We start from the raw sequence: 24,186 nt of genomic DNA on the forward strand, positions 1-24,186 counted from the left end.
ATTATTTGTTCATTTATTTCAGAAATGAGCTTATACAAACGCCAGGATCGCGCGGACTCCAACAATGGAAAGCGCAATGAAAACCCCGATTGTGATATAAGTAGAAATCACTTGTGAACGTGGTGTAACAGTGATTCCCCAGCTTACGAGGAAAGACCATAATCCGTTTGCGAAGTGGAAAGTGGTAGAAATTACACCAATTAAATAGAACCATAGCATGAATGGAGTTGATAGAATAGTCTCCATCATCTGGAAGTTAACATCTGCACCAAAGGCTGCGGCAATACGTGTTTCCCATACATGCCATGCCACAAAGACCAATGTGATGACCCCGGATACACGCTGGAGCATGAACATCCAGTTTCTGAAATGGCCATATTGGCCTATATTGTTTTTAGCTGTAAAAGCAATATATAGACCGTAAATTGCATGGAATAATAATGGTAAGAAGATAATGAAGATTTCTAGAAAGTACCTGAAAGGCAACTGCTCCATAAAATGTGCTGCGTTATTAAATGATTCTTCTCCCCCTGTAGCAAAATGGTTTACTACAAGGTGCTGCGTTAGGAATAGACCTACTGGAATAACACCCAGTAAAGAATGCAGCCTCCGCCAATAAAACTCTTGTCTACCTGCCATAAGTATACCCCCCTGAAATTTGGCCGTGATGTCCAGGCTTCTCTCCCCATCCCTATTAACCTAAGAGACTGATTAAACCTAACATCAAAAAAAAATAAGTATTTCTTACAATTATGTGACATGTTCATTTTACTCCCATCATAATAGAGCGTCAAGAAAACGGATACATAAAAATGCTTATATAAATAAAATTTTTAAAATATATTGGTATTGTAAAAATCCCACTTTTTAATCATTCCAAGCCCTGAAAGGTTATATTAAAATAACACTATTGCCCTTTTACAACCATTTAAAAAAATAAATTTTTGAAATTCCAAGTTACGGGTATGGTATAAACATGGAAAAAAATTATAAAATCTTTAAGGAAACAAAATTTAACAGTCTTTAATTTTTACCATCGCCGGTTGTTTTCTTGGCAAATTGTTTATAATAGATTAATAGAAAGAGGGGAGAACATGAGCGAAACAACAACTTCTGAACAAAAGACCGAAAGCAAGCCTCTTGCTGTTTCTGCTTTCGGATATGAATTGATCAGGGACGAGCTTTTAGCGGAACTGCTCGGCAAAGACACACCTGAAATCCTTTACTGGGCCGGCAAAAGGCTCGCGCGCAAATATCCATTATCAAGCCTGGAGGAGACGATCCACTTTTTCCTGGAAGCGGGCTGGGGTCATCTCACCGTCAAAGAAGAATCACGAAAAGAAATGCTGCTCCAACTCAGCAGCGAACTGATTTCCTCCCGACTCAAAAAAAATCCAAACGCAACCTTCCAGCTCGAAGCGGGATTCATCGCCCAGCAAATTGAACACCAGAAAAAAGTAACAGCAGAAGCCTTCGAACACCCGAATAAAAAATCATTGAAAATCCTGTTCACAATCAAGTGGGATAAGACTGATATTATAGAGTGAATGGAAAAAGCAGAAGCTTTAACAAGATACTGTTTTATAATGCCAGCTTTATCTTAAGGGTTACTGCGCACGAATTTGGAAAAAATTTCGAAATTCGGTCGCAGTAACCTTTTTATTGTGGCTGGAATTTGAGCTATTACGGTTTTTCTAGCGCAATACATTTTGTTTGCCCTCCATACTGATACAATGACCAATTTAGAGGCACATACTAATCTTCGGGCACATGTTCCTCTTACTTGTTACCGAACCCTTTTGTTCCTCCACTTTTCGGGCACATGTTCTTCTTACTTGTTACCGAAATCTTTTGCTCCTCCACTTTTCGGGCACATGTTCCTCTTACTTGTTACCGAACCCTTTTGCTCCTCCACTTTTCGGGCACATGTTCCTCTTACTTGTTCCCGAAACCTTTTGTTCCTCCACTTTTCGGGCACATGTTCCTCTTACTTGTTACCGAAATCTTTTGCTCCTCCACTTTTCGGGCACATGTTCCTCATACTTGTTCCCGAAATCATTTGTCACTCCACTTTTCGGGCACATGTTGCTCTTACTTGTTACCGAAATCTTTTGCTCCTCCGCTTTTCGGGCACATGTTCTTCTTACTTGTTACCGAAATCTTTTGCTCCTCCACTTTTCGGGCACATGTTCCTCTTACTTGTTCCTCCACTTTTCGGGCACATGTTCCTCTTACTTGTTACCGAAATCTTTTGCTCCTCCACTTTTCGGGCACATGTTCCTCTTACTTGTTACCGAAACCTTTTGCTCCTCCGCTTTTCGGGCACATGTTCCTCTTACTTGTTACCGAAATCTTTTGCTCCTCCGCTTTTCGGGCACATGTTCTTCTTACTTGTTACCGAAATCTTTTGTTCCTCCGCTTTTCGGGTACATGTTCCTCTTACTTGTTACCGAAATCTTTTGCTCCTCTGCTTTTCGGGCACATGTTCTTCTTACTTGTTACCGAAATCTTTTGCTCCTCCACTTTTCGGGCACATGTTCCTCTTACTTGTTACCGAACCCTTTTGCTCCTCCTTTTTTCGGGCACATGTTTCTCATACTTGTTACCGAACTCATTTGCTCATCCACTTTTTCGGCACATGTTCCTCTTACTTGTTACCGAAACCTTTTGTTCCTCCACTTTTCGGGCACATGTTTCCCTTATGTGACCGTCTGCTCTCTCGTTTCCTTCCGGATGGCTCATACCGATGGACTGAAGCGCTGTCTCCTCTTGCACCCGAACAAGAGTCAGCGTCAATATCTGAACAAAAAGCTTTCCCAGCCGGGAAAGCTTATTTTACCTGCTTAATTCGTCTTAACCGCTCCTGAATACAGCTCAAATGCTTCATGAAGCGACTCAACGGCGGTTACCATTTGTTTTTCACTTACGACTGTGGAAACTTTGATTTCGGAAGTGCTGACCATTTTCACCTGGATGCCGTTTCCTTCGAGGACTTCGAACATCTTCGCGGCAACCCCCGGATTTGATACCATGCCGGATCCTACGATTGACACCTTTGCAAGGCCAGTTTCTGATTCGATTGCCTGATAGTTCAGGGTCTCCTTATTACGCTCCAGTACATCCAGTGTTTCTGGCAGATCATTGCTCTTGATGGAGAATGAAATGTTGGCAGTTCCTGCTTCTGTCCGGCTTTGGACGATGATATCGACATTGATTTGATTTTGTGCAAGTGTCGTGAAAATCGTAGAAAGCCCTTTTAAGGAAGTGCTCACCCCAAGGACTGATACTCTAGTGATTTTGTCTTCAAATGCCACTCCGCGTACAATTAGATTTTGTTCCATTTCATTCTCCTCCTCGATGATGGTGCCTCTTTCTTTTTCCATGCTTGATCTTACTTCAATAGGCAGTCCGTAGTTCTTGGCAAATTCGACCGCACGCGGGTGCAGCACTCCTGCCCCCAAATTTGCCAGTTCAAGCATTTCATCATAGGAAACACTCAGTAACTTCCTGGCGCTTTTTACAAACCTAGGATCGGTCGTGAATACTCCGGTTACGTCTGTATAAATATCACATTTGTCTGCCTTCAATGCGGCTGCAAGAGCAACTGCAGTGGTGTCTGATCCTCCGCGGCCAAGTGTCGTGATTTCCCCATCATCCGTTACTCCCTGGAATCCAGCGACAATCACTACCTTTCCTGACTTCAGCTCTTTGGAAATCCTGTCAGTATCAATATCAATTATCCGGGCATTGCCATGAACGGACTCGGTTTTGATCCCAGCCTGCCAGCCTGTAAAGGAAACTGCCTCAATTCCGCTTTGTGAAAGCGCCATAGAATAGAGTGCAATTGTAATTTGCTCTCCAGTCGTAAGGAGCATATCCATTTCCCTTTTGGATGGCGTCTTGGAAATATCATTCGCCATGTCGACAAGATGGTCGGTCGTTTTTCCCATGGCCGATACCACGACAACTACATTATTTCCGTTCTTTAATTCTTCTGCTGTCCTTAAAGCAGCATTCCTGATTCTTTCAACACTGCCAACCGATGTTCCGCCGAATTTCTGTACAATCAATCCCATAAGTTTCCCCTGCCTCTTCTACTGTTTTGTGCCTCTTAAAGAGTTTCATGGCTTTTCCGCATATGTATTTTCCCCTGGCCTTTAAAAAAAAGAGCCATAAAAACAGAAAAAGCAATGGAAGTGGCTCCCATTGCTTGATAAACGTTTTTATACGCTGCAACATGAGATAGCACTCCAAGATGGCAATCTTGACAATCCTGCGTTTATTCAACGAAGGACCAGCGAGAAAATCGATAGGCATTCCCTCACTTCGGCGAACATCCCCTTTCAAAACCCTTCCTCGAATCCTATAATTCTCCGGGATTTTACTCTTGAAGCTCGCACCTCTATCTTCACTTTAATACTCTAAAGTGATAACAATATGAAATTTTTATTATTATAGCATACAAAAAAATAGAATGCTACCTTAATTCTGTAATTTCTGATATAGTTCCTGTGCTACATTTGCTGGCAGTCCTGCCGCAGCTAGTTCTTCAACAGTGGCCTCGCGCATTTTTTTCACTGAACCGAAATGCTTCAAAAGAGCTTTCTTGCGTTTCTCTCCAATGCCATCGATATCGTCGAGTATGGACTGAAAAGCACTCTTCCCCCTCAACTGGCGGTGGAAGGTGATTGCGAAACGGTGGACCTCATCCTGAATTCTTTGCAGCAGATAAAACTCCTGGCTGTTCCGCGGCAATTCGATTACCTGCAATGGATTGCCATAGAGCAGCTGTGAGGTCCTGTGCTTGTCATCCTTGGCAAGACCTGCAATCGGAATATCGAGCCCCAATTCATTCTCGAGGACATCCCGTGCCGACTCAATATGTCCTTTACCGCCATCGATGATGATTAAATCGGGCAGCGGCAAAGCCTCTCTCAATACGCGGGTATACCTGCGGCGCACGACTTCCCTCATCGATTCGTAATCATCCGGCCCTTTAACCGATTTAATCTTGTATTTCCTGTATTCCCTTTTCTCAGGCTTGCCGTCGATAAATACTATCATTGCGGAAACCGGGTCAGTTCCCTGGATATTCGAGTTATCGAAAGACTCGATTCGATGTGGAGTGTAGATTCCCATCTGCTTTCCAAGGTTTTCAACTGCCTTGATGGTCCTTTCCTCATCACGCTCAATCAGCGAGAACTTTTCTTCCAGAGCAATACGCGCGTTTTTGGAAGCCAAATGGACAAGCTCTTTTTTCTTGCCGCGCTGTGGCTTAAGGACTTTTACACCAAGCAAGCCCTCAGCCATTTCCAGATCGACGCTTTCGGGCACCAATATTTCTTTTGGCTTGAAATGCTCATTTTTTGAGTAAAACTGACCTAGGTACGTCAGGATATCTTCCTCAGGTTCATTATGGATTGGGAACATCGATACTTCCCGCTCGATCAGTTTTCCCTGGCGAATAAAGAACACCTGGACGCACATCCAGCCCTTATCGACAGAATAACCAAAAACGTCCCGGTCGGTAAAATCTGTCGTGGTCATTTTCTGCTTTTCCATCGTCGCCTCGATATGGGCAATCTTGTCGCGAAATTCCTTCGCCCGTTCAAAATCCAGGTCTTCGGCAGCAGCTGCCATTTTGGCCGTCAGATCTTCCTTGATTTCCTTGTAACCGCCATTCAGGAACCTGGCAATCTCATCGGTAATCTGCTTGTACTCCTCCTTGCTGACTTCCTTGATACATGGTGCAAGACACTGGCCCATGTGATAATAAAGACAGACTCGGTCAGGCAGAGTCGAGCATTTTCTGAGCGGATAAATCCTGTCGAGCAGTTTTTTCGTCTCATTTGCCGCCTGTACGTTAGGATACGGTCCAAAATATTTGCCGCTGTCCTTCTTGACCTTCCGGGTAATGATCAGCTTTGGATGGCGCTCTGCCGTAAGCTTGATGAAGGGATAGCTCTTATCATCCTTGAGCATGATATTATACTTCGGGTCATATTTTTTGATCAGGTTGATCTCAAGAAGCAGTGCCTCCATATCGGAAGAGGTGACAATATACTCAAAGTCCTCGATTTCATTGACAAGCCGAAGCGTTTTGCCGTCATGCGATCCGGTGAAATAGGAACGCACCCTGTTTTTCAAGACCTTGGCTTTCCCGACATAAATGATGGTTCCCTGCCTGTCCTTCATTAAATAACATCCTGGCTGTGCAGGGAGAAGAGCAAGCTTATTTTTAATTTGCTCATTCATGCGATTCACCTCCTGTTACGGTGTCCAATTTATATAAAACAATCTCATGATAGACTGGATCGAAAATCTCATTTGATTTAAATGTTTTTATTTTTTCAATCTTCCCTTGAAGGTTAAACCCCTGGGAACGGAAGCCGTCAACTACACTATTGGTTAGATAAACGCTTTTCCCTTCATATAAACTCTGGTCATGAAGGAATATTTTATAGGTGTAGATTCGCTTATGCGCAAAGGGCATTTCCAGGAACTGAAGCACTCGTGTTTCCTCCCAAGTGTATAGCACAAAATCGCCGGTCTGCCCCTCGAGATAATCTGCGAGCTGATAAACAGCCGGTGATGACTCGGCCTGCTCCTGCACATAGCCTGATGAAATAATTGCCTGGGCAATGATTACGGCTACAGCAAGAAATCTGGCAAAACCTAATGCTCTCTTTTTTAAAAAAACAATCAAGCAGAGAAACACCAGCAGCAGCGCAAGGGGCAATATATGCCTTGGCTTCTCGATATTCTGGGCAAAAAGCGCCCATCCGCCATAAGCAAGCATCAGCAATATACCTAATCGGACAGTGCTATGCTTCAAGATCCTGCTTTTGGGAGCCGGCATAAAAATGAATATACCGATAAGTATATATAATACCATCAAAACAGCTGTTCGTGAAAATATTCCCCACCATAAAATGTTGGTAAACAAAAATGCTTGCAGCCTTTCCAGTATGGATAGTTCATTCGATATCGAAGTGCCTCCCCATTCCTGAAAGTGGCCGCCGGTGAATCCGAATGCCAGCTCCAGGAAATTGCCAAGGCTTCCTTCTGTTAAAATGATCCCGGCAACCCAAATTAGCTGAAACAGGCCAGCAATGGCCGAAAACTTAAGAATATCAGGCAAATTCAGCTGTTGTTTGGTCCATTTTTTATAAAAAAGATAAATGAGCCCGATTCCCATCGGAATATAACTCAATCTGATCCCTAAAAGCACACTGAATAAAAACAACGGCAGGAGCATCCATTTCCCCGAATCTCTAGATTCAGCTGCCACTATGCTCCAGAAGTACCACCAGAATGCGGCAAGCGCTGCTCCTTCAGACATCGGCTGATTGACGATAATCAAAGGAAAGCTGGCTGTATAAATAGCTGCTGCCACAACGAAAGCATTCTCTTTTTCTACAACTCTTGATGAAAGAAAGTAAACGGGTATGATTGAGCTTGCATAAAATAGTACATTGAATGCCACCAGGGCCTGACCTGGATTGTGCACAATATTTTCGGTGAGCAAGCCACCTAAGATAAAATACGGATATCCTGGAAAATGCGGCTGCATCGCCCTTATGTCGTACCTTTCAAGGGCAAGGGCAAAATCCACCTGATCCCATGATGAAACGAATGGATTCAGTGAATTTAACTGGACAGCAAAAATATAAAGAACCGCAATCATACTCAGTCCAAGTACTATTACCCTGTTCACTTTTTCAGAAGCCATTTATCTTCACCAACTAACTTTCAAAAAATTATTTTAAGGTATGAAAAAAGTACAAGGAATTTCCCTGTACTTTTTCTGGAGAGAGGATCATAATACCTCACAAAAGTTCTTATTTTACTTGTGGGTTGAGCACGTTCACCTGTTTTTCTGCCTTTTTGTTTTCGGCAGCTTTCACTTTACTGCTGCGTGATGAGGTAAAGAGGTAAATTGCCGTGAAGTATCCAATATACGCAATGACTTCTTCAATGGAAGGCATTGATGAATATCCGAATAAAGCCTTCAGGAAGATTCCTACATCTCCTGACAGCAACGGAGCGACACCATGGTCCCGCAAATAATGGGCATGGTCAATCGGATGTTCCGGCAACAGCCAGGTAATATCATAAACATGGTACATAACACTGCCGATCAAATTTATATCCTGCATCATAGAAATCGCCTGGACCAGCAAACCTGCTGCAATCAGGATGATGAATGCTCCAGTGATTTGGAAGAATGTTTTAAGCTTAACCTTCATTGTACCTTTAAAGAACATGTAAGATACAACTACTGCAATTATCGTTCCTGTTATCGCTCCCCAACCCTGCATCGCGGCACCGATATTCCCGCCAGTGATCGCAGCGAAGAAGAATACAGTTTCAATTCCTTCTCGCAATACTACTAGGAATGAATGGATGACCATTCCAATGATATTTCCAGTGGAAATAAATTTATTCATTTTTCCTTCCATATTGCCCTTTAGGTCTTTGCTATGGCTGGCCATCCAGAATACCATCTGGGTTAGAAGGACAGTCGATACAACCATGATTCCGATTTTCAGATAAATCTCACTGCCCATTGCGGCAAATCCAGTGAAGACTACCTGAAACAGAATGGCTACTCCTATACTTGCAAGAACAGCAAGGCCTGCGCCCAGCCAAACATACTTGGTATACTTTGGATTACCAGTCCTCTTTAAGTATGTTGTAATGATGCCAATGATTAATAACGCTTCCAATACTTCACGAAAAGTGATCAATAATGCTTGTACTTCCACTGCTGATTCTCCCCTCTCCAAGGTGTCATCGTAATTTTAAGATCTTCTTTTTCTGATTCCAATTATCACTAAAGCAGCAAGGACAGCAACAATCAGGACCAAAGGAATCCAATTTCGCAAATTCGACAAGTCGGTCCAGTCCTTTTTGCCTGTTGCAGCAACTTCCTCGCCTGTGTCAGAGAAGTGTCCTACTTCAAGGCTGGGAAGATTGAATTGCTTTTGCAAAGCCTTTAAAATTTCATCTTTTGTTGTTTTAAAAGTTTCAATGTCAGATGGCTTCTTCCCGACTCCAAAAAGTCCGGGATTCCCCAAAGCTTCAAGTGCTGTATCAAAGTCCGCTTTAATTTGTTTATCAAGTTCAGGATCTTTTGCTTCCACGTTTGGCGACAGCGCCTGATATGTAGCAAAGCCTTTGGCAAGAAGTTTTTTAGAAGTATCATACTCCTCAAAACTCTTTTCAATGCTCTCAAGCCTTCTTGCAATATTCAAAACCAAAAGCTTCTCCATATTGTCAATAGTGGCTTCTTTATCCTTATCATTCAAGCTTTCCATAATGACTTCTCCAGGCTCAGGTCCCATGTGCATATCAACTTCTTCTTTTACTGTTTCAAACAGAGACGTTGCTGCCGAGAAGTTTGGAGGGTCCTCATCAAGTTTCAGCTGCATCTCCTTATAGACCTCAGCGACTTTCTCTTCATTGGGGTCACCATATGAATATGCGCTGGCTGTCATCGGAATGCTGCTGCTGAGAATGAATATCAATGAAAAACAAAAAAATATAGTTTTTTTCATTAGTCGTTTTCCCTCCTACAATGATAATGATAATGATTATCAATATGTATGTCAATCATATTTGATAAACGTCACTTTTTTGTCACTATTTTTACTGCTTTTACGTTGGAATTTCTCTTCCCCGGATACCTTAATGACCGGCCTTGTCATTTCGCGATATACGGCGGGCACGACATTCGTCATATATTTCTTGAAGGAAATGAAGGATGTACCAGTTGTCCTCACTCGGTATTTTATCGGTACTTCAAGAACCCTGTAACCCTTTCTCACAAGGTTCAGCGTCAATACTTGAGCATAATTGTAATCATGAATAATCTCCGCATGCTTCAGCACCTGCCGGGAGAAGGCCCTCATTCCTGATTGTCCATCATACAGCCACTTTCTCAATAATAAGGTTTGCAGGAAGGTAAAAATATAGTTGCCCATCCTGCGGTGAAATTTCATTCCTTTTATTGTGCCCATAAAACGGGATCCCATTGTATAATCTGTCTCACCATTGATAATGGGTTTAACTATGTCAGGAATCTGCCATGCGGGGTATTCCCCATCTGCATCAATCATTACGCCGACGTCTGCCCCCATTTTGTAGCATGCATCCAGTCCTTCTCGGACCGCGGCACCGAGGCCGCGGTTTTTTTCAAAGCTGATGATATGGTCGGCTCCCGCTTTTCTCGCTTCAGCAACCGTTCCATCTGTTGATCCATCATCAATGACTAGCACTTCTACTTGATCAACTCCGGCAAAACTGCGCGGAATATTGCCAATCACTTCACCTATTGATTCCTCTTCATTAAATGCAGGTAAAAATACGATAACTTTATTCAAATCGATTCTCTTCTTTCTCTGCTTTGATTGCATCCATCAGCACTTTTCCCCTGCTGCTGGCCGGGTATGGCGCTCCCATCAAATAAGATATCGTCGGAGCAAGTGAGACCAGACTATGCTTTTCCTGGACTTTATTTCCCTTCTTGATATGCGGTCCATGCATGAAAAATGGAACGAATCTTTCCCCTTCGTCAAGGTGGCCATGGCCTCCTATGCCATCAGCCTGCCCATGGTCTGCACAAATGACCAGTGTGGTATTCTCCATTTTCCCTTCAGCCTCGAGCCAATCTACGAATTCCTTGATCAGCGCATCGGCTTCCTCGATTTTTTCAATGTAATCATCATATAGCACCCCGCGGCTGTGACCAACCTGGTCTGTTCCGATCATTTGCACGATAAACAGGTCAGGATCCTGCTCATCCATTATCTTTCTTGCCCTTGCAAGCATATTGGTGTCTGCCTTGTCCTTATGCATTACAGCTGTTACCGTCTCAACATCGCTCCCCATTGCATCAACGAGATGGGCAATGCCCAGCAGTCTTCCTCTTTTGCCGACTTTCCTGAGCGAGTCAAAAATCGTTTCGGCATTAACACCGAGCTTATAGACCATGTTCGATTTAATGCCGTGTTCAAACGGATAAGTACCCGTGAACATTGAGCTAAAACAAACGACCGTCCTTGCAGGATACAAGGTTTCCATGTTCAGGAATTCTGTACCATTCTCTTTTAATTGATCGAGAAAAGGGGTACTCGCTTCGTAAAATCGTTCCTTGCGCATACCATCGATAACAATGACGATCACTTTGTCTGAAAGGCCGTTTTCAGGTACTTCCGGTCCCTCATCCTTTGTATAGGTATCGTACGCCTTCGGTTTCCAGTCAAATAAATATCTGTGCAAAATAAACGCAAATAGCAATACGAAGCCGTAAAATAAAGCCATGTCCATGAGCGGCAGACCCAGATTACCAGAGAAAGCGATAAATGACATTTCCCATAAGGACAGAAGCAGCAATACTTTCAGAAGCTGTTCCTGGGCATTTCCGCTGGTCGTATCACTGTTCTTTAACACCAGTTTCCAAAACCTTGTGAAGTTTAGCCAGGAAGTGCCAATTCTCAAGTGGTAATAAAGCGTACCCCAGAAAAACACAGTGAAGAAAAAATAAAGGCCAGCCGCAAACAGCAGCAAATTCAAATTAAGGTCAGGCCACAAGATAATAAAAACAATAAACGGAATCCATAAATAGTTTCTCAAAAACAGCGGAAAATCATAAATAAAATACATAATAAAGAGCGGCAGTACCGTGAGCAGAGCGATAAGAAAATCCATTATCCCTTCCGCACTGCCCAAATCTCCGAGGTGGAATAAAAGCATCGTGCCAACTGTAAAAATTGGCGTGAAAGGCTTCCCTTCATTAAGCAAATTCCAGCTTCGGGCCGCGAATTTTTCAAATTTAGATGCGCTTTTCATGATTCGTTGCCCCTTTCTCTAGTCCATTTCTTCAAAAAATGAATCGGTACCGGGTATGCAGCAAAGGCAATACCTCCGACGATGAATGAAAAGATATATTTCAGTCCATGGGTGATGATAGCAGCAGTATAGGCATCTGCAGCAGCTACGCCATTAGCTCCCAATGCAAAAACCATTATAGCCTCATAGCTGGCAATTCCTCCCGGTGTGATCTGAAAGATTTGCCCAGCAACCGTAATGCTGTTGACCCAGATTGCTTGTACAAAGCTGATGACACTATCTCCGCTTAGAATAACACCATAGATCACTGCCGCTTCCAGCATCCAGCTGGCCAGGGTCAACCCGAGTACCCAAATTCCCCGCCAGCCTGAAAAGGCATCTTTCATGATAGATAATTGTCTGTCAAAAAAAGAGCGGAATTTATAGTAAACAACTATAGATACGGCAGCTCCGGGTACTGCAACCCAAACAAGAACGATCCCGGGGAACGGCAGTTCAAGGAAAGCCAGCCCGATCAACGCTAAGGTAAATAGGATTGCGGTATCCATCAAGCGCAGGACTATGACTGAATAGAAAGCTGCCTGTCCTGTAATGCCAGGCTCTCTGGTCTTCATAACCCCGATCCTCGCAAAATCTCCCGCTTTGACAGGCAGGAGATGGTTCAGCAGCATACTATAAAACAAGCCATACATACAAGTTGAAAGACGTACATGATTTTTCAGATACAGCTTCCAGGCAATGCCTCTGGCAAAGAAAGCAAGAAAATAGCTTCCGAAAATGAACAGCAGTGCTTCAGGTTTATCAGCAATGGCATTTAATTCACCAAGCACACTGCCTGCATCAAGATAGTAGATCGTCATCAGGAGAAATGCCCCGATTAATAGAAACGCTATGGTTTTTTTATAGAAATTTTTCATTATTCTTTGCCCATGCCACCGTTTCAGCTATCCCTTTGCTGAATTCCATCTCTGGTTCATAACCAAGCAATTTCTTCGCAAGTGAGATATCAGCCCATGTCCTGTCTACATCTCCGGCCCGATCTTCTTCGCGCTTTATTTTCATGTCCGGGTAATAAACCTTTAGTTCGCCCAGCAGCTGAGTCATTGAAACAGGCTGGCCCGAGCCGATATTGATAATGGCGCTTTGCTGCAGATTTTGCAGAGCCAGGCTGATACCATTCACGATGTCTCCAACATATGTATAGTCGCGAGAACCACCCTTGCCAAAAATAGTTATCTCTTCGCCATTTTCCAACTTCTTTATAAAGTTGGCGATGGCCATGTCCGGCCGGCCCCAAGGACCATAAACGGTGAAAAAGCGAAGGATTTTGACATCTATATTGTAAAGATGTCCATACACATGGCAAAAGGATTCAGCAGCATATTTGGAGGCCGCGTAAGGTGATATCGGCTTGCCAGTTGCCATCTCCTCTTTAAAGGGTATATTGTTCATCATCCCATATACCGATGAAGAGGAAGCAAATATAACCTGCCTCACACCTGAAATACCTGCTCCTTCAAGTACATTAACAGTTGCCTTTACATCGTAATCTATGTATTCCAATGGGCGGAGGATAGAATATGCAACTCCCGGCAATGCGGCCAGGTGAACAATCGCTTCCGGCGAAATTTTTTTGATAATTTCGGTGGTCTCATTACGGTCAAGGAGATTGGTTTGGCAGAACTGAAAATCGCCAGTTCTTTTTATGTTCTCAAGATGCTGTTGTTTTCTGTCAACCGAATAGTAAGGATGCAGGTTATCGATGATTGCCACCTCGTGCTGCTCCTTGAGCATTTTGACAGCAAAATGGCTTCCGATAAATCCCGCGCCCCCAGTAATCAAAATCTTCATGATTACACCTCTTTCTTTCCTAAGCCATTTTACCATAATATTTCATCTAAAAAGCGAAAATAGAGCCGCATCACTGCGGCTCCCAAATTTTATAGCAAACCATTTACTGCTGAAATGACAGCGTCGCCTTTTGCCTTTGCATCTTCTGGCTCATTTTCCGAAATGGCATTGAACCAAGCTTCAGCGTCAGCAAATACTGCCTGTGTTTTTTCTTCGCCTAATTTTTCAGTCATCTGGCCTTGCAGCATCTTTAGGAACATATTGCCTTCCATAGCACTTACTTTCGCTTCGACTGCATTTTCTGCTAGAAGGTTTGGTGCTTTTTCGTAGTAGCCTTTGATTTTGCCAGCTACCGCTTTTGCGAATAAAGCATTTGTTTCTGTAGATTTGATTGTAGCAGGATCCGTTGTGTTAATGGTGAAGAGTTTGTCTAACTGAGCTGCAGCAGCTTCATCCCCACCGCCAAGTGAACCTTTAATCGCCTGGTAGAAGCCCCAAGCTTCTGCCTGCATGATGGACAATTCTTTTGAATCTTTTCCTTCTTTCGCTCCTGCTTCCATCTTCTCAGCGTATGACTTCGCTGCCAGGTAGTAGCTTCTGTAGATTGATTTATCCGTTACCTGAAGGAATACCTGGAAGTCTTCTGCGTTTCCAGAGTTAAGTGCTTCTTCCTGGGCTGTCAATCCTGAGTTAATGTTTTCTACAAGACTTGAGTCCCCACTGAGTTCATAATACGTATCACGCTTTTCCGCTGTTGGAATGAAAACTTTTTCAGCCAGATGCTTGATTTGCGCAAATGCTAGATCAGCATCTTCTTTTTTATCCTCTGTCAGAGCAGCAACAGCTTCTTTTTGAAGTGCTTTTTGATTTTGATAGAAATAGGATTGAGTGGTCTTGTCGATTAACTGAACAGAGATGATTGGCTCCATCTCGCCATTTTTACCCGCCGCAATAGCAGCCTGGATTGCCTGGTCAAATTCAGGGGTAAGCTCAGCTATATCCTTCTGAAGCCCAGCATCATATTTTTCCTTGACTGTATCCCAGTTAACTTTTTGTTCTTCCTTTGCTTTTGAAAGCTCTGTCATCATTTCAGCATACGCTGCAGCCTGCTTTGCAGCATCTGTGTCTTCTACATTCACTTCTTTAGTTTCTTGTGTCTTTGTGTCTTCTGGTTTCTTTTCTGTTTCTGCCTGCTTTTTGTCTTCTGGTTTCTCAGCAGATTCATTTCCTCCGCAAGCTGCAAGGACAGTACTCGCCATTAAAAAACTCGCAAAAATCACTTTAAGGTGCTTCTTTTTCATTGTTGTGATCCCCCTATGTAATATGTTTTGGTGTTATTAATAATTGATAATGATTTTCATTGACAATTGTTATTATAATCGAGAATGATTTTCACTGTCAACGAACTTTGTAAGAAAACTTTGACAAAGTATTGAACATTCCCAATTATTATGTCCAAACATTGCTTCATAACGCAAAAAATCCCGCCTTCAAAAGAGGGCGGGATTCTTCTTATTTTAATTTAGATATGCTGCTGCAGACGTCCTGCAAGTGCTTCTTTAGGCTGGAAACCAACAACTTTATCAACTTGCTGGCCATCCTTAAGGATAAGCAAAGTCGGGATGCTCATGATGCCGTATTGAGCGGCAGTTTCCTGGTTGTCATCAACATCAAGCTTTACGATTTTTACTTTGTCGCCCATTTCTGAATCCAATTCTTCAAGCACAGGAGCGATCATCTTACAAGGGCCGCACCATGGAGCCCAAAAGTCAACAAGCACTAGGCCTGATCCAGTTTCGTTAGCAAAAGTTGCGTCAGTAGCATGTGTAATAGCCATTTGAAAGCCTCCTAAATAAATCTGAATAATATCGTCAGTATATCATCGTTTTCCAATAGATGCTATTTATTTGCTCTTGTTGTAATTTACCCTTTTTAGTATGGAATATTCCCCTTTTTTCCTCCGTAAAAAGTAAAAACGGACGTTTCTCACGTCCGTTTTTTCCTGTTATTTTATGCGTTGACTTTAAGCTTCTTGAATTCTTCAGTAAGCATTGGCACGACTTCAAATAAATCACCAACAATACCGTAGTCAGCCACTTTAAAGATATTTGCTTCTGGATCTTTGTTGATGGCTACAATGACTTTAGAGTTCGACATACCAGCAAGGTGCTGGATTGCTCCAGAGATACCGGCTGCGATATACAAGTCCGGTGTTACAACCTTTCCTGTCTGGCCAATCTGCAGTGAATAATCACAGTAGTCCGCGTCACATGCTCCGCGGGAAGCGCCTACTGCTCCGCCAAGAACGTTTGCCAGTTCCTTTAGAGGCTCGAAGCCTTCTTCACTCTTGACTCCGCGTCCGCCAGCCACAACGACCTTTGCTTCTGAAAGATCTACGCCTTCCGTTGCTTTACGGACAACATCCTTAATGATGGTTCTTAGATCCTTGATTTCTGCGGAAACAGCTGATACCTCACCGGATTTGCCCGCATCCTTTTCCAGCGGAGCAATATTGTTTGGACGAATTGTCGCGAAAACAAGGCCATCAGTGACAATTTTCTTTTCAAAAGCTTTTCCTGAATAGATTGGACGAGTAAATACAAGGTTCCCTCCTGCTTCCTCTACCGCTACTGCATCAGAGATCAGTCCTGAATCCAATTTGCTCGCGATTTTCGGCGCAAGATCTTTTCCAAGCGATGTATGTCCGAAGATTATGCCTTCCGGGCTTTCCTGCTCGATTACAGCCATCAATGCCTGTGAAAAACCGTCTGGTGTATATTGTGCAAGCTTGGCATCTTCTACTGTCACAACTTTATCCGCGCCATACTGATATAGATCGTTTCCTAAAGAACTTACAGAGCCACCGATCAATACTCCGACAACTTCTCCGCCTTCAGCAACTGTTTTTGCAGCTGCGATTGCTTCGAAAGAAACATTTCTTAGTTGTCCGTCACGTGCTTCTCCTAATACTAATACTTTTCTCGCCATTTGATTTACCTCCTGCGTATTATTCTTCCTTTATGTGTTAAACAACTTTTGCTTCTGTGTGAAGCAGGCTGACAAGCTCTTTAACCTGGTCGGCAAGCTCGCCTTGAAGGACTTTCCCTGCCTCTTTTTGCGGAGGAAGATAAATTTCGATTGTTTTAGTCTTTGCTTCTACATCATCTTCGTCAAGATCAAGATCATCAAGCTCAAGCTCTTCAAGCGGCTTCTTCTTTGCTTTCATGATCCCTGGAAGAGATGGGTAACGAGGCTCATTCAGCCCCTGTTGTGCAGTTACAAGAACAGGCAGGCTTGTCTCAATGACTTCTGAATCCCCTTCAACGTCTCTAGTGATTGTAGCAGTAGTTCCATTGATTTCCAGTTTAGTAATCGTTGTTACATAAGGCATTCCCAGCTGTTCAGCCACACGTGGCCCTACCTGGCCTGATCCGCCATCGATTGCGACATTTCCGCCAAGGATCAAGTCTGCTTCTTTATCCTTAAGGTATTCAGCAAGGATTTTGGCAGTTGTGAACTGATCGCCATCTTCTACGTCATCTTCAATATTGATTAATACAGCTTTGTCTGCTCCCATTGCTAATGCTGTGCGCAGCTGCTTTTCTGTTTCTTCATTGCCTACAGAAACAACAGTAACTTCGCCGCCATGAGCGTCTCTTACCTGGATTGCTTCTTCGATTGCGTACTCATCATAAGGGTTGATGATGAATTCGGCACCATCTTCATTGATTTTGCCGTTTGAAATCGTAATTTTTTCTTCTGTATCGAATGTCCTTTTCATTAGAACGTAGATATTCATTTGTTCCCCTCCTAAGTATTCAAACATTTTAGCTGTTCTAAAGATTAGAAAAATTTATAGCAAAAAAATATTGATGCTAAAAGTTTGCTTATCTGCCTTTAAACTCCGGCTGCCTTTTTTCCAGGAATGCTTTGATTCCTTCCTGGCCATCCTCTGACAGGAAAACATCGCCGAAGAGTTTCGCCTCTTCCTTAACCCCTTTATAGAAGGTTTCATGCTTGGTATAATTCAATAGTTTGATAGCAGCACCAATGGATACAGGACTCTTCTTCGCAATCTTCCCAGCAAGCTTGTATGCGTTTTCAAGCAATTCCTCTTCTGGGTAGGCATGGTTAGCCAGACCGTATTGAACTGCTTCCATCCCTGAAATCGGATCACTTGTAAACAGCATTTCCGCCGCTCTGGCAACACCAACATATCTCGGAAGGCGCTGACTGCCTGCAAATCCTGGAATTAATCCCAGCTGAAGTTCCGGCAGGCCTAATTTCGCATTTTCAGCAACCAGCCTGAAATGGCAAGCCATGGCAAGCTCCAGTCCGCCGCCCAGTGCCGCACCATGAATAGCTGCGATTATCGGTTTTGGATAATACTCCATGCGTTCGAAAAGATCTTGTCCATACTCCGCCAGTTTCGCAAAGTCTTCACCAGTTTTGATTGTGGTAAACTCCTTGATATCTGCACCTGCAGAGAAGAATCTGCCTTCACCGTGAATCAAGACTACCCTGATATCTTCATTTCCCTCGATTTCATCAAGCACTGCGGAAATTTCCTTTAGCAATCCTGAAGCAAGGGCATTCGCAGGCGGACGGGCAATCGTGATGGTTGCAATCCTGTCCTCCGTAGACCATTTAAGATATTCCACATTTTCCCCTCCTTTGCATGAAGACAGGCTTCGCACCGAGGTGCGAAACTTGCCTTTTTACGTACCGTTTCCACACGATCCTGTACACAGGCCGATGGAAAGGACTTGATTAAAGGACCGGTTTGGCACCGTGGTAACCGCAGCCATTGATCAGCAGCTGGTGTACCGCTTGAGCCAGGTCAGGCAGATTATACTTCTGTTCATTCATTACCCATGAAGTGACAGTTTCATCCACCGTACCAAAAATCATCTGCCTTGCAAGACGCAAATCCAGGGAGCTAGAAAACTCTCCATTCTCTATGCCTTCCATAATGATTTTGTCAATCAGCATTAAGTAGCCTTTAAGTACCTCGTTGATTTTATGACGGAGATCCTTATTGGACTGCCTTAACTCCAGCTGGGTTACAATTGCAAGATGCCGGTCCTGGGAAAGCATTTTGAAATGCGTTTCGACCAACATGTATAATTTCTCTGTTGCTGTCTTTTTTCCTGCAATTTTTTCTTGGATATTTTCAACAAAGTAACCCATCTTCTCCTGGAACAGAGAAATCAGTATGTCTTCCTTATTCTTGAAATACAAATAAATGGTCCCGTCAGCCACTCCAGCCTGTTTTGCAATCTTAGAAACTTGCGCCTGGTGATAGCCGTTTTCTGCGATTACGACGACTGCCGCATCAATTATTTGCATATACTTCGGCCTGTTCTTTTTCATATCGTTCACTCCCGCTCCAGGAAAAGCACAAGCATTAACTGCTACAGTGGCACACTCCCGTTTACGATTTTTGTCTGGAATACTTTTTACTGAATGAATCGTCATTCATATTTTTATAATAGTATTCACTCATATTTCTGTCAAGGAATTGTATCTCACCTGGACAAGCTTTCTCTGTCAAAAAGAAAGAGCCGATTAAAGCCGGCTTTAAAAAGTTAAGCTCGCTTCTGCTGGTCTTCCTGATTTTTAGCTTTTTCTTCATCTACCAGTGCTCTTCTTAGAATCTTGCCGACTGCTGTCTTAGGCAGTTCTTTTCTGAATTCATACAGTCTGGGCACTTTATATGCCGCCAGGTGCTTGCGTGAATACTCATTAAGTTCAACTTCCGTGACCTCAGCGCCTTCCTTCAGCACGACATATACTTTTACTGTTTCCCCTCTGTATGGATCAGGTATGCCTGCCGCCACAACTTCCTGGACTGCAGGATGTTCATATAGGACTTCTTCGATTTCACGCGGATAGATATTGAAGCCTCCTGCAATGATCATATCCTTTTTCCTGTCGACAATATAGAAATATCCTTCTTCATCCATATAGCCAAGATCTCCTGTCAAAAGCCAGCCATCCTTAAGCACTTGCTCCGTTTCTTCCGGCCTGTTCCAGTATCCCTTCATTACCTGCGGACCCCTTACTGCTATTTCACCAATTTCCCCTGGCGGCAGCGGTTCACCGTTTTCCATTGAAAGGACAACAGAATCAGTATCCGGCCAGGGCACCCCGATGCTTCCTTTTACACGTTTTTTGTCCCAAAGGAAATTCGCATGAGTGACTGGCGACGATTCAGTCAGGCCATATCCTTCAACCAGCTTGCCTCCGGTTATTTCCTCGAACCTCTCCTGAACCTCGACAGGCAGTGGTGCTGAGCCGCTGATGCAGGAATCGATGGACGACAAATCATATTTTTTTAGGTCAGGGTGATTGAGCAGACCAATATAAATTGTTGGTGCTCCCGGAAACAATGTTGGCCTTTGCTTCTGGATTGTCTTTAAGGTTGTTTCAGGATCGAATTTCGGCAACAGGACCATTTTTGATCCTTGCATGACTGACAGGATCAAGACAGCAGTCATTCCATAGACATGGAAGAAAGGCAGGATCCCGAGAACCGTTTCTTCCCCTTCCTTGCACTTATACAGCCAGGCATTGCTCATTGCTGCATTGGCAATCAGGTTTTTGTGCGTCAGCATGACCCCTTTCGGGAATCCGGTTGTACCTCCCGTATATTGCAGAAGGGCAAGGTCTTCATCAAAATCATATTCATATTCTTTGATTTTGCCAGCTGGCTTTTTCATAATTTCTGTAAAAAGATGGTTCTGGCCTTCATGCTTCACGTTCACAATGATTCCATACTGTTTTTTCTGGATGAAAGGATAGACGAGATTCTTAGGAAAAGGAAGATAATCCTTGACAGCGGTTACAATTACGTTCTCCAAATCCGTATTTGCCATGACCTTTGACACCCTTGGGAAAAGAATATCCAGAGTGATGATTGCTTTCGCTCCTGAATCCTTCATCTGGTATTCAAGCTCTCGCTCCATATACAGCGGATTTGTTTGGACAACGATTCCGCCCGCCATCAGGATTGCATAGTAACTGATAATTGACTGGGGAGTGTTTGGGAGCATGATTGCCACCCTGTCTCCTTTTTCAATTCCCAACTCTTGCAGATAAGCAGCCAGTTTTTTTGCATAATTGTAAACTTGCTTATACGTCAATTCTTTGCCCATGAAGTGGATGGCCACTTTCTCTGGATATTTCTCGGTAGTCCTCTTTAAATAATCCTGGACGGTTGCTTCCTGAAGATCCAGATGGGCGGGGATTTCCGGAGGATATTGCGACAGCCATGGCTTTTCTACTTCCATCTTGTTGCCTCCTTTATTTAAAATTTTTTGAAAATTCTATCTCTCATTATAATATAATGGTCTTTTTATGACAATTAGAATAGTTTTTTGCAGGATAATAGGGACAAACTCCTATAAAACACTCTAGCAACACTGCAAGGATTCATAGAAAAAACCGCCATTGAAGGCGGTTTTTCAAAACTTTTTATGCAATAAACATCATATAGATCATGCCGACCAACAGGAACAATCCACATAAAATCAGCAAGATTTTCGCCAGTTTTTCCATCTGTTCCAAATCCCCCTGTTAAATTCCAGCCCCGATGATATACGAAAGACCGACGGATATGACCATGGAAATCAGGCCGACTGCACGGTTATCGTTTTCTATTTCTTTATCTATGTTGAACTTCGGCGTCAGGAATTCAAAAATAAAGTATCCAATCAAAAGCAGCACAAATCCGTAAACACCCCAGTTGACCATTGTGAGAAGGGAATCATGCTGGTTGATGGAATGGCGGAATATATTGGCTACCCCGAAAATTTTCCCGCCGGTAGCCATTGCTACTGAAAGATTTCCATTTTTGATTTCATCCCAGTTCCTGTATTTAGTGACCAATTCAAAGACTGCCAGAAATACAACCATACAGAGAATCGCCACACTGTAATAACCTGCTGTTACCACAAATTCATTTTCCCAGAAATGCGCCATATCTTATCTCCCTGAATATATTTTACCCTAATGCCTATTATAATGGTTTCCGGCGTCATTTAATATTTATTTTAGCCTGTTGAATCCACTATTTGAATTCCACAACCGTCACACCCGTTCCGCCTTCTCCGGCGTCGCCGAAACGGATCTTTTTGACAGACCGGTGGTTGCGCAGATATTCCTGTACACCCTGCCTTAATGCCCCTGTCCCTTTTCCATGGATAATGCTGACTCGCGGATATCCGGCTAGCAAGGCATCGTCAATATATTTCTCGACCCTCATAAGCGCATCCTCATAGCGCTCACCTCTAAGATCCAGCTCAAGCCCTACATGGAAGTCCTTGCCTTTTACGGTAGCGATCGGTCGTGTTTCTGCAGGTTTCGGAGTATTGATATATTCCAAATCAGTTTCTTTCACTTTCATTTTGAGAATGCCAATCTGGACTTGCCACTCTTTTTCATTCACTCGTTCCACAAGATGGCCTTTCTGGCCAAAGGTCAACACATTGACCTCATCCCCTGGCTTAAATTCATGCCTTGCAGGTTTAGCCTTGCTGCCCTTTTGGACCTTATTGAGCTCCGGGGTTGCCTCACTTAAGCGCCTCTTTGCATCGATCAATTCATGCTCCTTGATTTCCGCACCTTTTTCCATCCTCAGCTTACGCAGCTCACGGATGACTTCTTCTGCTTCATCCTTCGCTTTTTCCACAATGGACGCTGCTTTAACCTTTGCCTTCTCAGAGAGTTCATCCTTTTTCTGATAATACTCAGCCATTTGCTTTTGCATATCCCTATGGAGGTTTTCTGCATCCTTCAGCAGCTGGTGGGCTTCTTCTCTGTCCCTTTCCGCCTGCTTGCGGCTGGACTCAAGGGAAGCAATCATGTTTTCTACCTCATTGCTGTCAGCACTGATATAAGATCTGGCTGTATCAATGACAGTTTCCTTCAAACCGAGTCTCTTGGATATTTCAAACGCATTGCTTCGTCCCGGCACACCAATCAGAAGCTTATAAGTCGGGCTCAGAGTTTCCACATCGAACTCAACGCTCGCATTGATGACTCCCTCACGATTGTATCCATATGCTTTTAGCTCTGGGTAATGGGTTGTCGCAATTACCCTTGCCCCGCGTTTATATACCTCATCAAGAATAGAGATTGCCAGTGCTGCACCTTCCTGTGGGTCGGTACCTGCGCCAAGCTCATCGAAAAGAACAAGGCTGTTATAGTCAACCTTATTTAAGATTTCAACGATATTGACCATATGGGATGAAAAGGTACTCAAGCTTTGCTCGATTGACTGTTCATCTCCAATGTCTGCATATACCGATCCGAAAACAGCTACTTCCGATCCGTCCAGCGCAGGGATCTGCAATCCAGCCTGAGCCATTAGCGTACAAAGTCCTACAGTTTTCAGCGTAACCGTTTTACCCCCTGTATTCGGACCTGTGATGACAATCGTCGTATAATCACTTCCCAGAGTGACACTATTCGGGACAACCTCCTCTATTGAAATCAGAGGATGTCGGGCCTGGAAAAGGTTGATTCGGCCCTCGTCATTGACGATTGGCTTCGAACCCTTGATTTTGCTGCCATATCGGGCCTTGGCAAACATGAAGTCCAGCTCGCCCATAATCCTTACAATCACCAAGAGTTCATCATGGTGCTCGGCCGTCAGTGCAGAAAGCTCTGACAGGATTCGTTCAATTTCCTGCTGTTCTTTTACCCTTATGGTCTGGAGTTCATTATTCAGCTGAACCACAGTCTGCGGCTCGATGAACAGAGTCTGCCCAGAAGAGCTTTGATCATGAATAATGCCGCCATAATGGGAGCGGTATTCCTGTTTGACAGGAATGACAAAACGATCATTCCTGATGGTGATGATGGCATCCGAGAGCATTTTTGAAGCATTGGATGAGCGAATCATGCTTTCCAATTTTTCACGAACCCTTGCTTCCCTTGTCCGTATTTGCTGCCTCAGCGACCTTAACGCTTCACTTGCTCCATCAAGTACTTCGCCGCCTTCATCGATTGAGTTCCTGATCGATTCCTCAAGGTTAGCCAGTACGATAATTTCTTCAGTATAGCTCAATAATATCGGCACTTCAGTCACTTCTTGCAGATCCTCAACGAAACGCTTCATCTGCCTGCTGGCATGGACAGTACTTGCTACCTGCACCAGTTCAAGCGGGCTAAGCATACCGCCGATCTGCGCTCTTTTCACATGAGGCCTGATATCATGTATGCCGCCTAACGGTACATTTCCCTTTAGTCTTAGGACCTTTGCTGCTTCATCAGTTTCTTCCTGCAAACGGGAAACCTCGGAAAAATCGACCGATGGCATCAAGGCTATCGCCTTTTCACGTCCCAATGAGGATGAAGTATGTTCAATCAGCTGGCTCCTGATTTTATCAAATTCCAATGTTTTCAAAACTCGTTGCTGCACGAAAATTTCCTCCTTCTTCTTAAGCGAAGGTTATTAGAAAGGGGTCAGCCTGAAGC

At 43.6% G+C, this 24,186-nt stretch carries 20 protein-coding genes and 1 riboswitch; of the genes, 1 reads left to right on the forward strand and 19 read right to left on the reverse strand.

The features are described 5' to 3' along the window. Positions 1-30 precede the first annotated feature (30 nt). Positions 31-639, reverse strand: a complete 609-nt coding sequence (locus B5X77_RS21615) for a succinate dehydrogenase cytochrome b558 subunit (RefSeq protein ID WP_079509962.1) — start codon at positions 637-639, stop codon at positions 31-33. A 455-nt stretch (positions 640-1,094) separates the two neighbouring features. On the opposite strand from B5X77_RS21615, the gene B5X77_RS21620 reads away from it, so the two are divergent. Continuing rightward, positions 1,095-1,547 (forward strand): YslB family protein, encoded by a 453-nt coding sequence (locus tag B5X77_RS21620; RefSeq protein ID WP_079509963.1) that lies wholly within the window; start codon positions 1,095-1,097, stop codon positions 1,545-1,547. Positions 1,548-2,843: 1,296 nt separating this feature from the next. Here the strand turns inward: B5X77_RS21620 and B5X77_RS21625 are convergent. The 18 genes from B5X77_RS21625 to B5X77_RS21715 form a co-directional block, all read right to left on the reverse strand. After that, positions 2,844-4,076, reverse strand: a complete 1,233-nt coding sequence (locus tag B5X77_RS21625) for an aspartate kinase (RefSeq protein WP_079509964.1) — start codon at positions 4,074-4,076, stop codon at positions 2,844-2,846. A gap of 159 nt (positions 4,077-4,235) precedes the next feature. Then, positions 4,236-4,413: riboswitch (Lysine riboswitch) on the reverse strand. A 69-nt stretch (positions 4,414-4,482) separates the two neighbouring features. Beyond that, positions 4,483-6,255 (reverse strand): excinuclease ABC subunit UvrC, encoded by a 1,773-nt coding sequence (gene uvrC, locus B5X77_RS21635; RefSeq protein WP_079509966.1) that lies wholly within the window; start codon positions 6,253-6,255, stop codon positions 4,483-4,485. After that, complete coding sequence (locus B5X77_RS21640; RefSeq protein WP_079509967.1) at positions 6,248-7,732, reverse strand: glycosyltransferase family 39 protein; 1,485 nt, start codon at positions 7,730-7,732, stop codon at positions 6,248-6,250. The genes uvrC and B5X77_RS21640 overlap by 8 nt, the downstream gene beginning before the upstream one ends. A gap of 109 nt (positions 7,733-7,841) precedes the next feature. Beyond that, entirely contained in the window at positions 7,842-8,768 is a 927-nt protein-coding gene (locus B5X77_RS21645; RefSeq protein ID WP_079509968.1) for an FTR1 family iron permease, read from the reverse strand. A gap of 36 nt (positions 8,769-8,804) precedes the next feature. Then, on the reverse strand, positions 8,805-9,560 hold the full coding sequence (locus tag B5X77_RS21650; protein WP_079509969.1) for a hypothetical protein: 756 nt from the start codon (positions 9,558-9,560) through the stop codon (positions 8,805-8,807). Between the two features lie 51 nt (positions 9,561-9,611). Next, a complete protein-coding gene (locus B5X77_RS21655) occupies positions 9,612-10,418 on the reverse strand; it encodes a glycosyltransferase family 2 protein (protein WP_079509970.1) in 807 nt (268 codons plus the stop codon). Continuing rightward, positions 10,378-11,853, reverse strand: coding sequence for an alkaline phosphatase family protein (locus B5X77_RS21660; RefSeq protein WP_079509971.1), 1,476 nt, complete (start codon positions 11,851-11,853; stop codon positions 10,378-10,380). Before B5X77_RS21660 ends, B5X77_RS21655 begins: the two co-directional genes overlap by 41 nt. Beyond that, entirely contained in the window at positions 11,850-12,770 is a 921-nt protein-coding gene (locus B5X77_RS21665) for a lysylphosphatidylglycerol synthase transmembrane domain-containing protein (RefSeq protein ID WP_079509972.1), read from the reverse strand. The genes B5X77_RS21660 and B5X77_RS21665 overlap by 4 nt, the downstream gene beginning before the upstream one ends. Beyond that, positions 12,754-13,704: an SDR family NAD(P)-dependent oxidoreductase gene (locus B5X77_RS21670; protein ID WP_079509973.1), complete on the reverse strand. Its 951-nt coding sequence runs from the start codon at positions 13,702-13,704 to the stop codon at positions 12,754-12,756. The genes B5X77_RS21665 and B5X77_RS21670 overlap by 17 nt, the downstream gene beginning before the upstream one ends. A gap of 89 nt (positions 13,705-13,793) precedes the next feature. Next, a complete protein-coding gene (locus B5X77_RS21675; RefSeq protein ID WP_079509974.1) occupies positions 13,794-15,005 on the reverse strand; it encodes a hypothetical protein in 1,212 nt (403 codons plus the stop codon). A 221-nt stretch (positions 15,006-15,226) separates the two neighbouring features. Beyond that, a complete protein-coding gene (trxA, locus tag B5X77_RS21680; protein ID WP_079509975.1) occupies positions 15,227-15,541 on the reverse strand; it encodes a thioredoxin in 315 nt (104 codons plus the stop codon). 173 nt (positions 15,542-15,714) lie between these two features. Beyond that, the gene (locus tag B5X77_RS21685; protein WP_079509976.1) at positions 15,715-16,692 is read right to left on the reverse strand and encodes an electron transfer flavoprotein subunit alpha/FixB family protein; all 978 of its coding nucleotides are present in this window, start codon (positions 16,690-16,692) and stop codon (positions 15,715-15,717) included. Positions 16,693-16,729: 37 nt separating this feature from the next. Further along, complete coding sequence (locus B5X77_RS21690) at positions 16,730-17,503, reverse strand: electron transfer flavoprotein subunit beta/FixA family protein (RefSeq protein ID WP_079509977.1); 774 nt, start codon at positions 17,501-17,503, stop codon at positions 16,730-16,732. Between the two features lie 88 nt (positions 17,504-17,591). Then, a complete protein-coding gene (locus B5X77_RS21695) occupies positions 17,592-18,365 on the reverse strand; it encodes an enoyl-CoA hydratase (protein ID WP_079509978.1) in 774 nt (257 codons plus the stop codon). Between the two features lie 109 nt (positions 18,366-18,474). Next, complete coding sequence (locus B5X77_RS21700; RefSeq protein WP_079509979.1) at positions 18,475-19,077, reverse strand: TetR/AcrR family transcriptional regulator; 603 nt, start codon at positions 19,075-19,077, stop codon at positions 18,475-18,477. 215 nt (positions 19,078-19,292) lie between these two features. After that, entirely contained in the window at positions 19,293-20,996 is a 1,704-nt protein-coding gene (locus B5X77_RS21705) for a long-chain-fatty-acid--CoA ligase (RefSeq protein ID WP_079509980.1), read from the reverse strand. Between the two features lie 286 nt (positions 20,997-21,282). Continuing rightward, positions 21,283-21,687, reverse strand: a complete 405-nt coding sequence (locus B5X77_RS21710) for a DUF350 domain-containing protein (RefSeq protein ID WP_079509981.1) — start codon at positions 21,685-21,687, stop codon at positions 21,283-21,285. Between the two features lie 88 nt (positions 21,688-21,775). Continuing rightward, complete coding sequence (locus B5X77_RS21715; protein WP_079509982.1) at positions 21,776-24,130, reverse strand: endonuclease MutS2; 2,355 nt, start codon at positions 24,128-24,130, stop codon at positions 21,776-21,778. Positions 24,131-24,186 lie beyond the last annotated feature (56 nt).

It is taken from the genome of Mesobacillus jeotgali, assembly GCF_900166585.1.
Taxonomy (GTDB): Bacteria; Bacillota; Bacilli; order Bacillales; family Cytobacillaceae; genus Mesobacillus; species Mesobacillus jeotgali_A.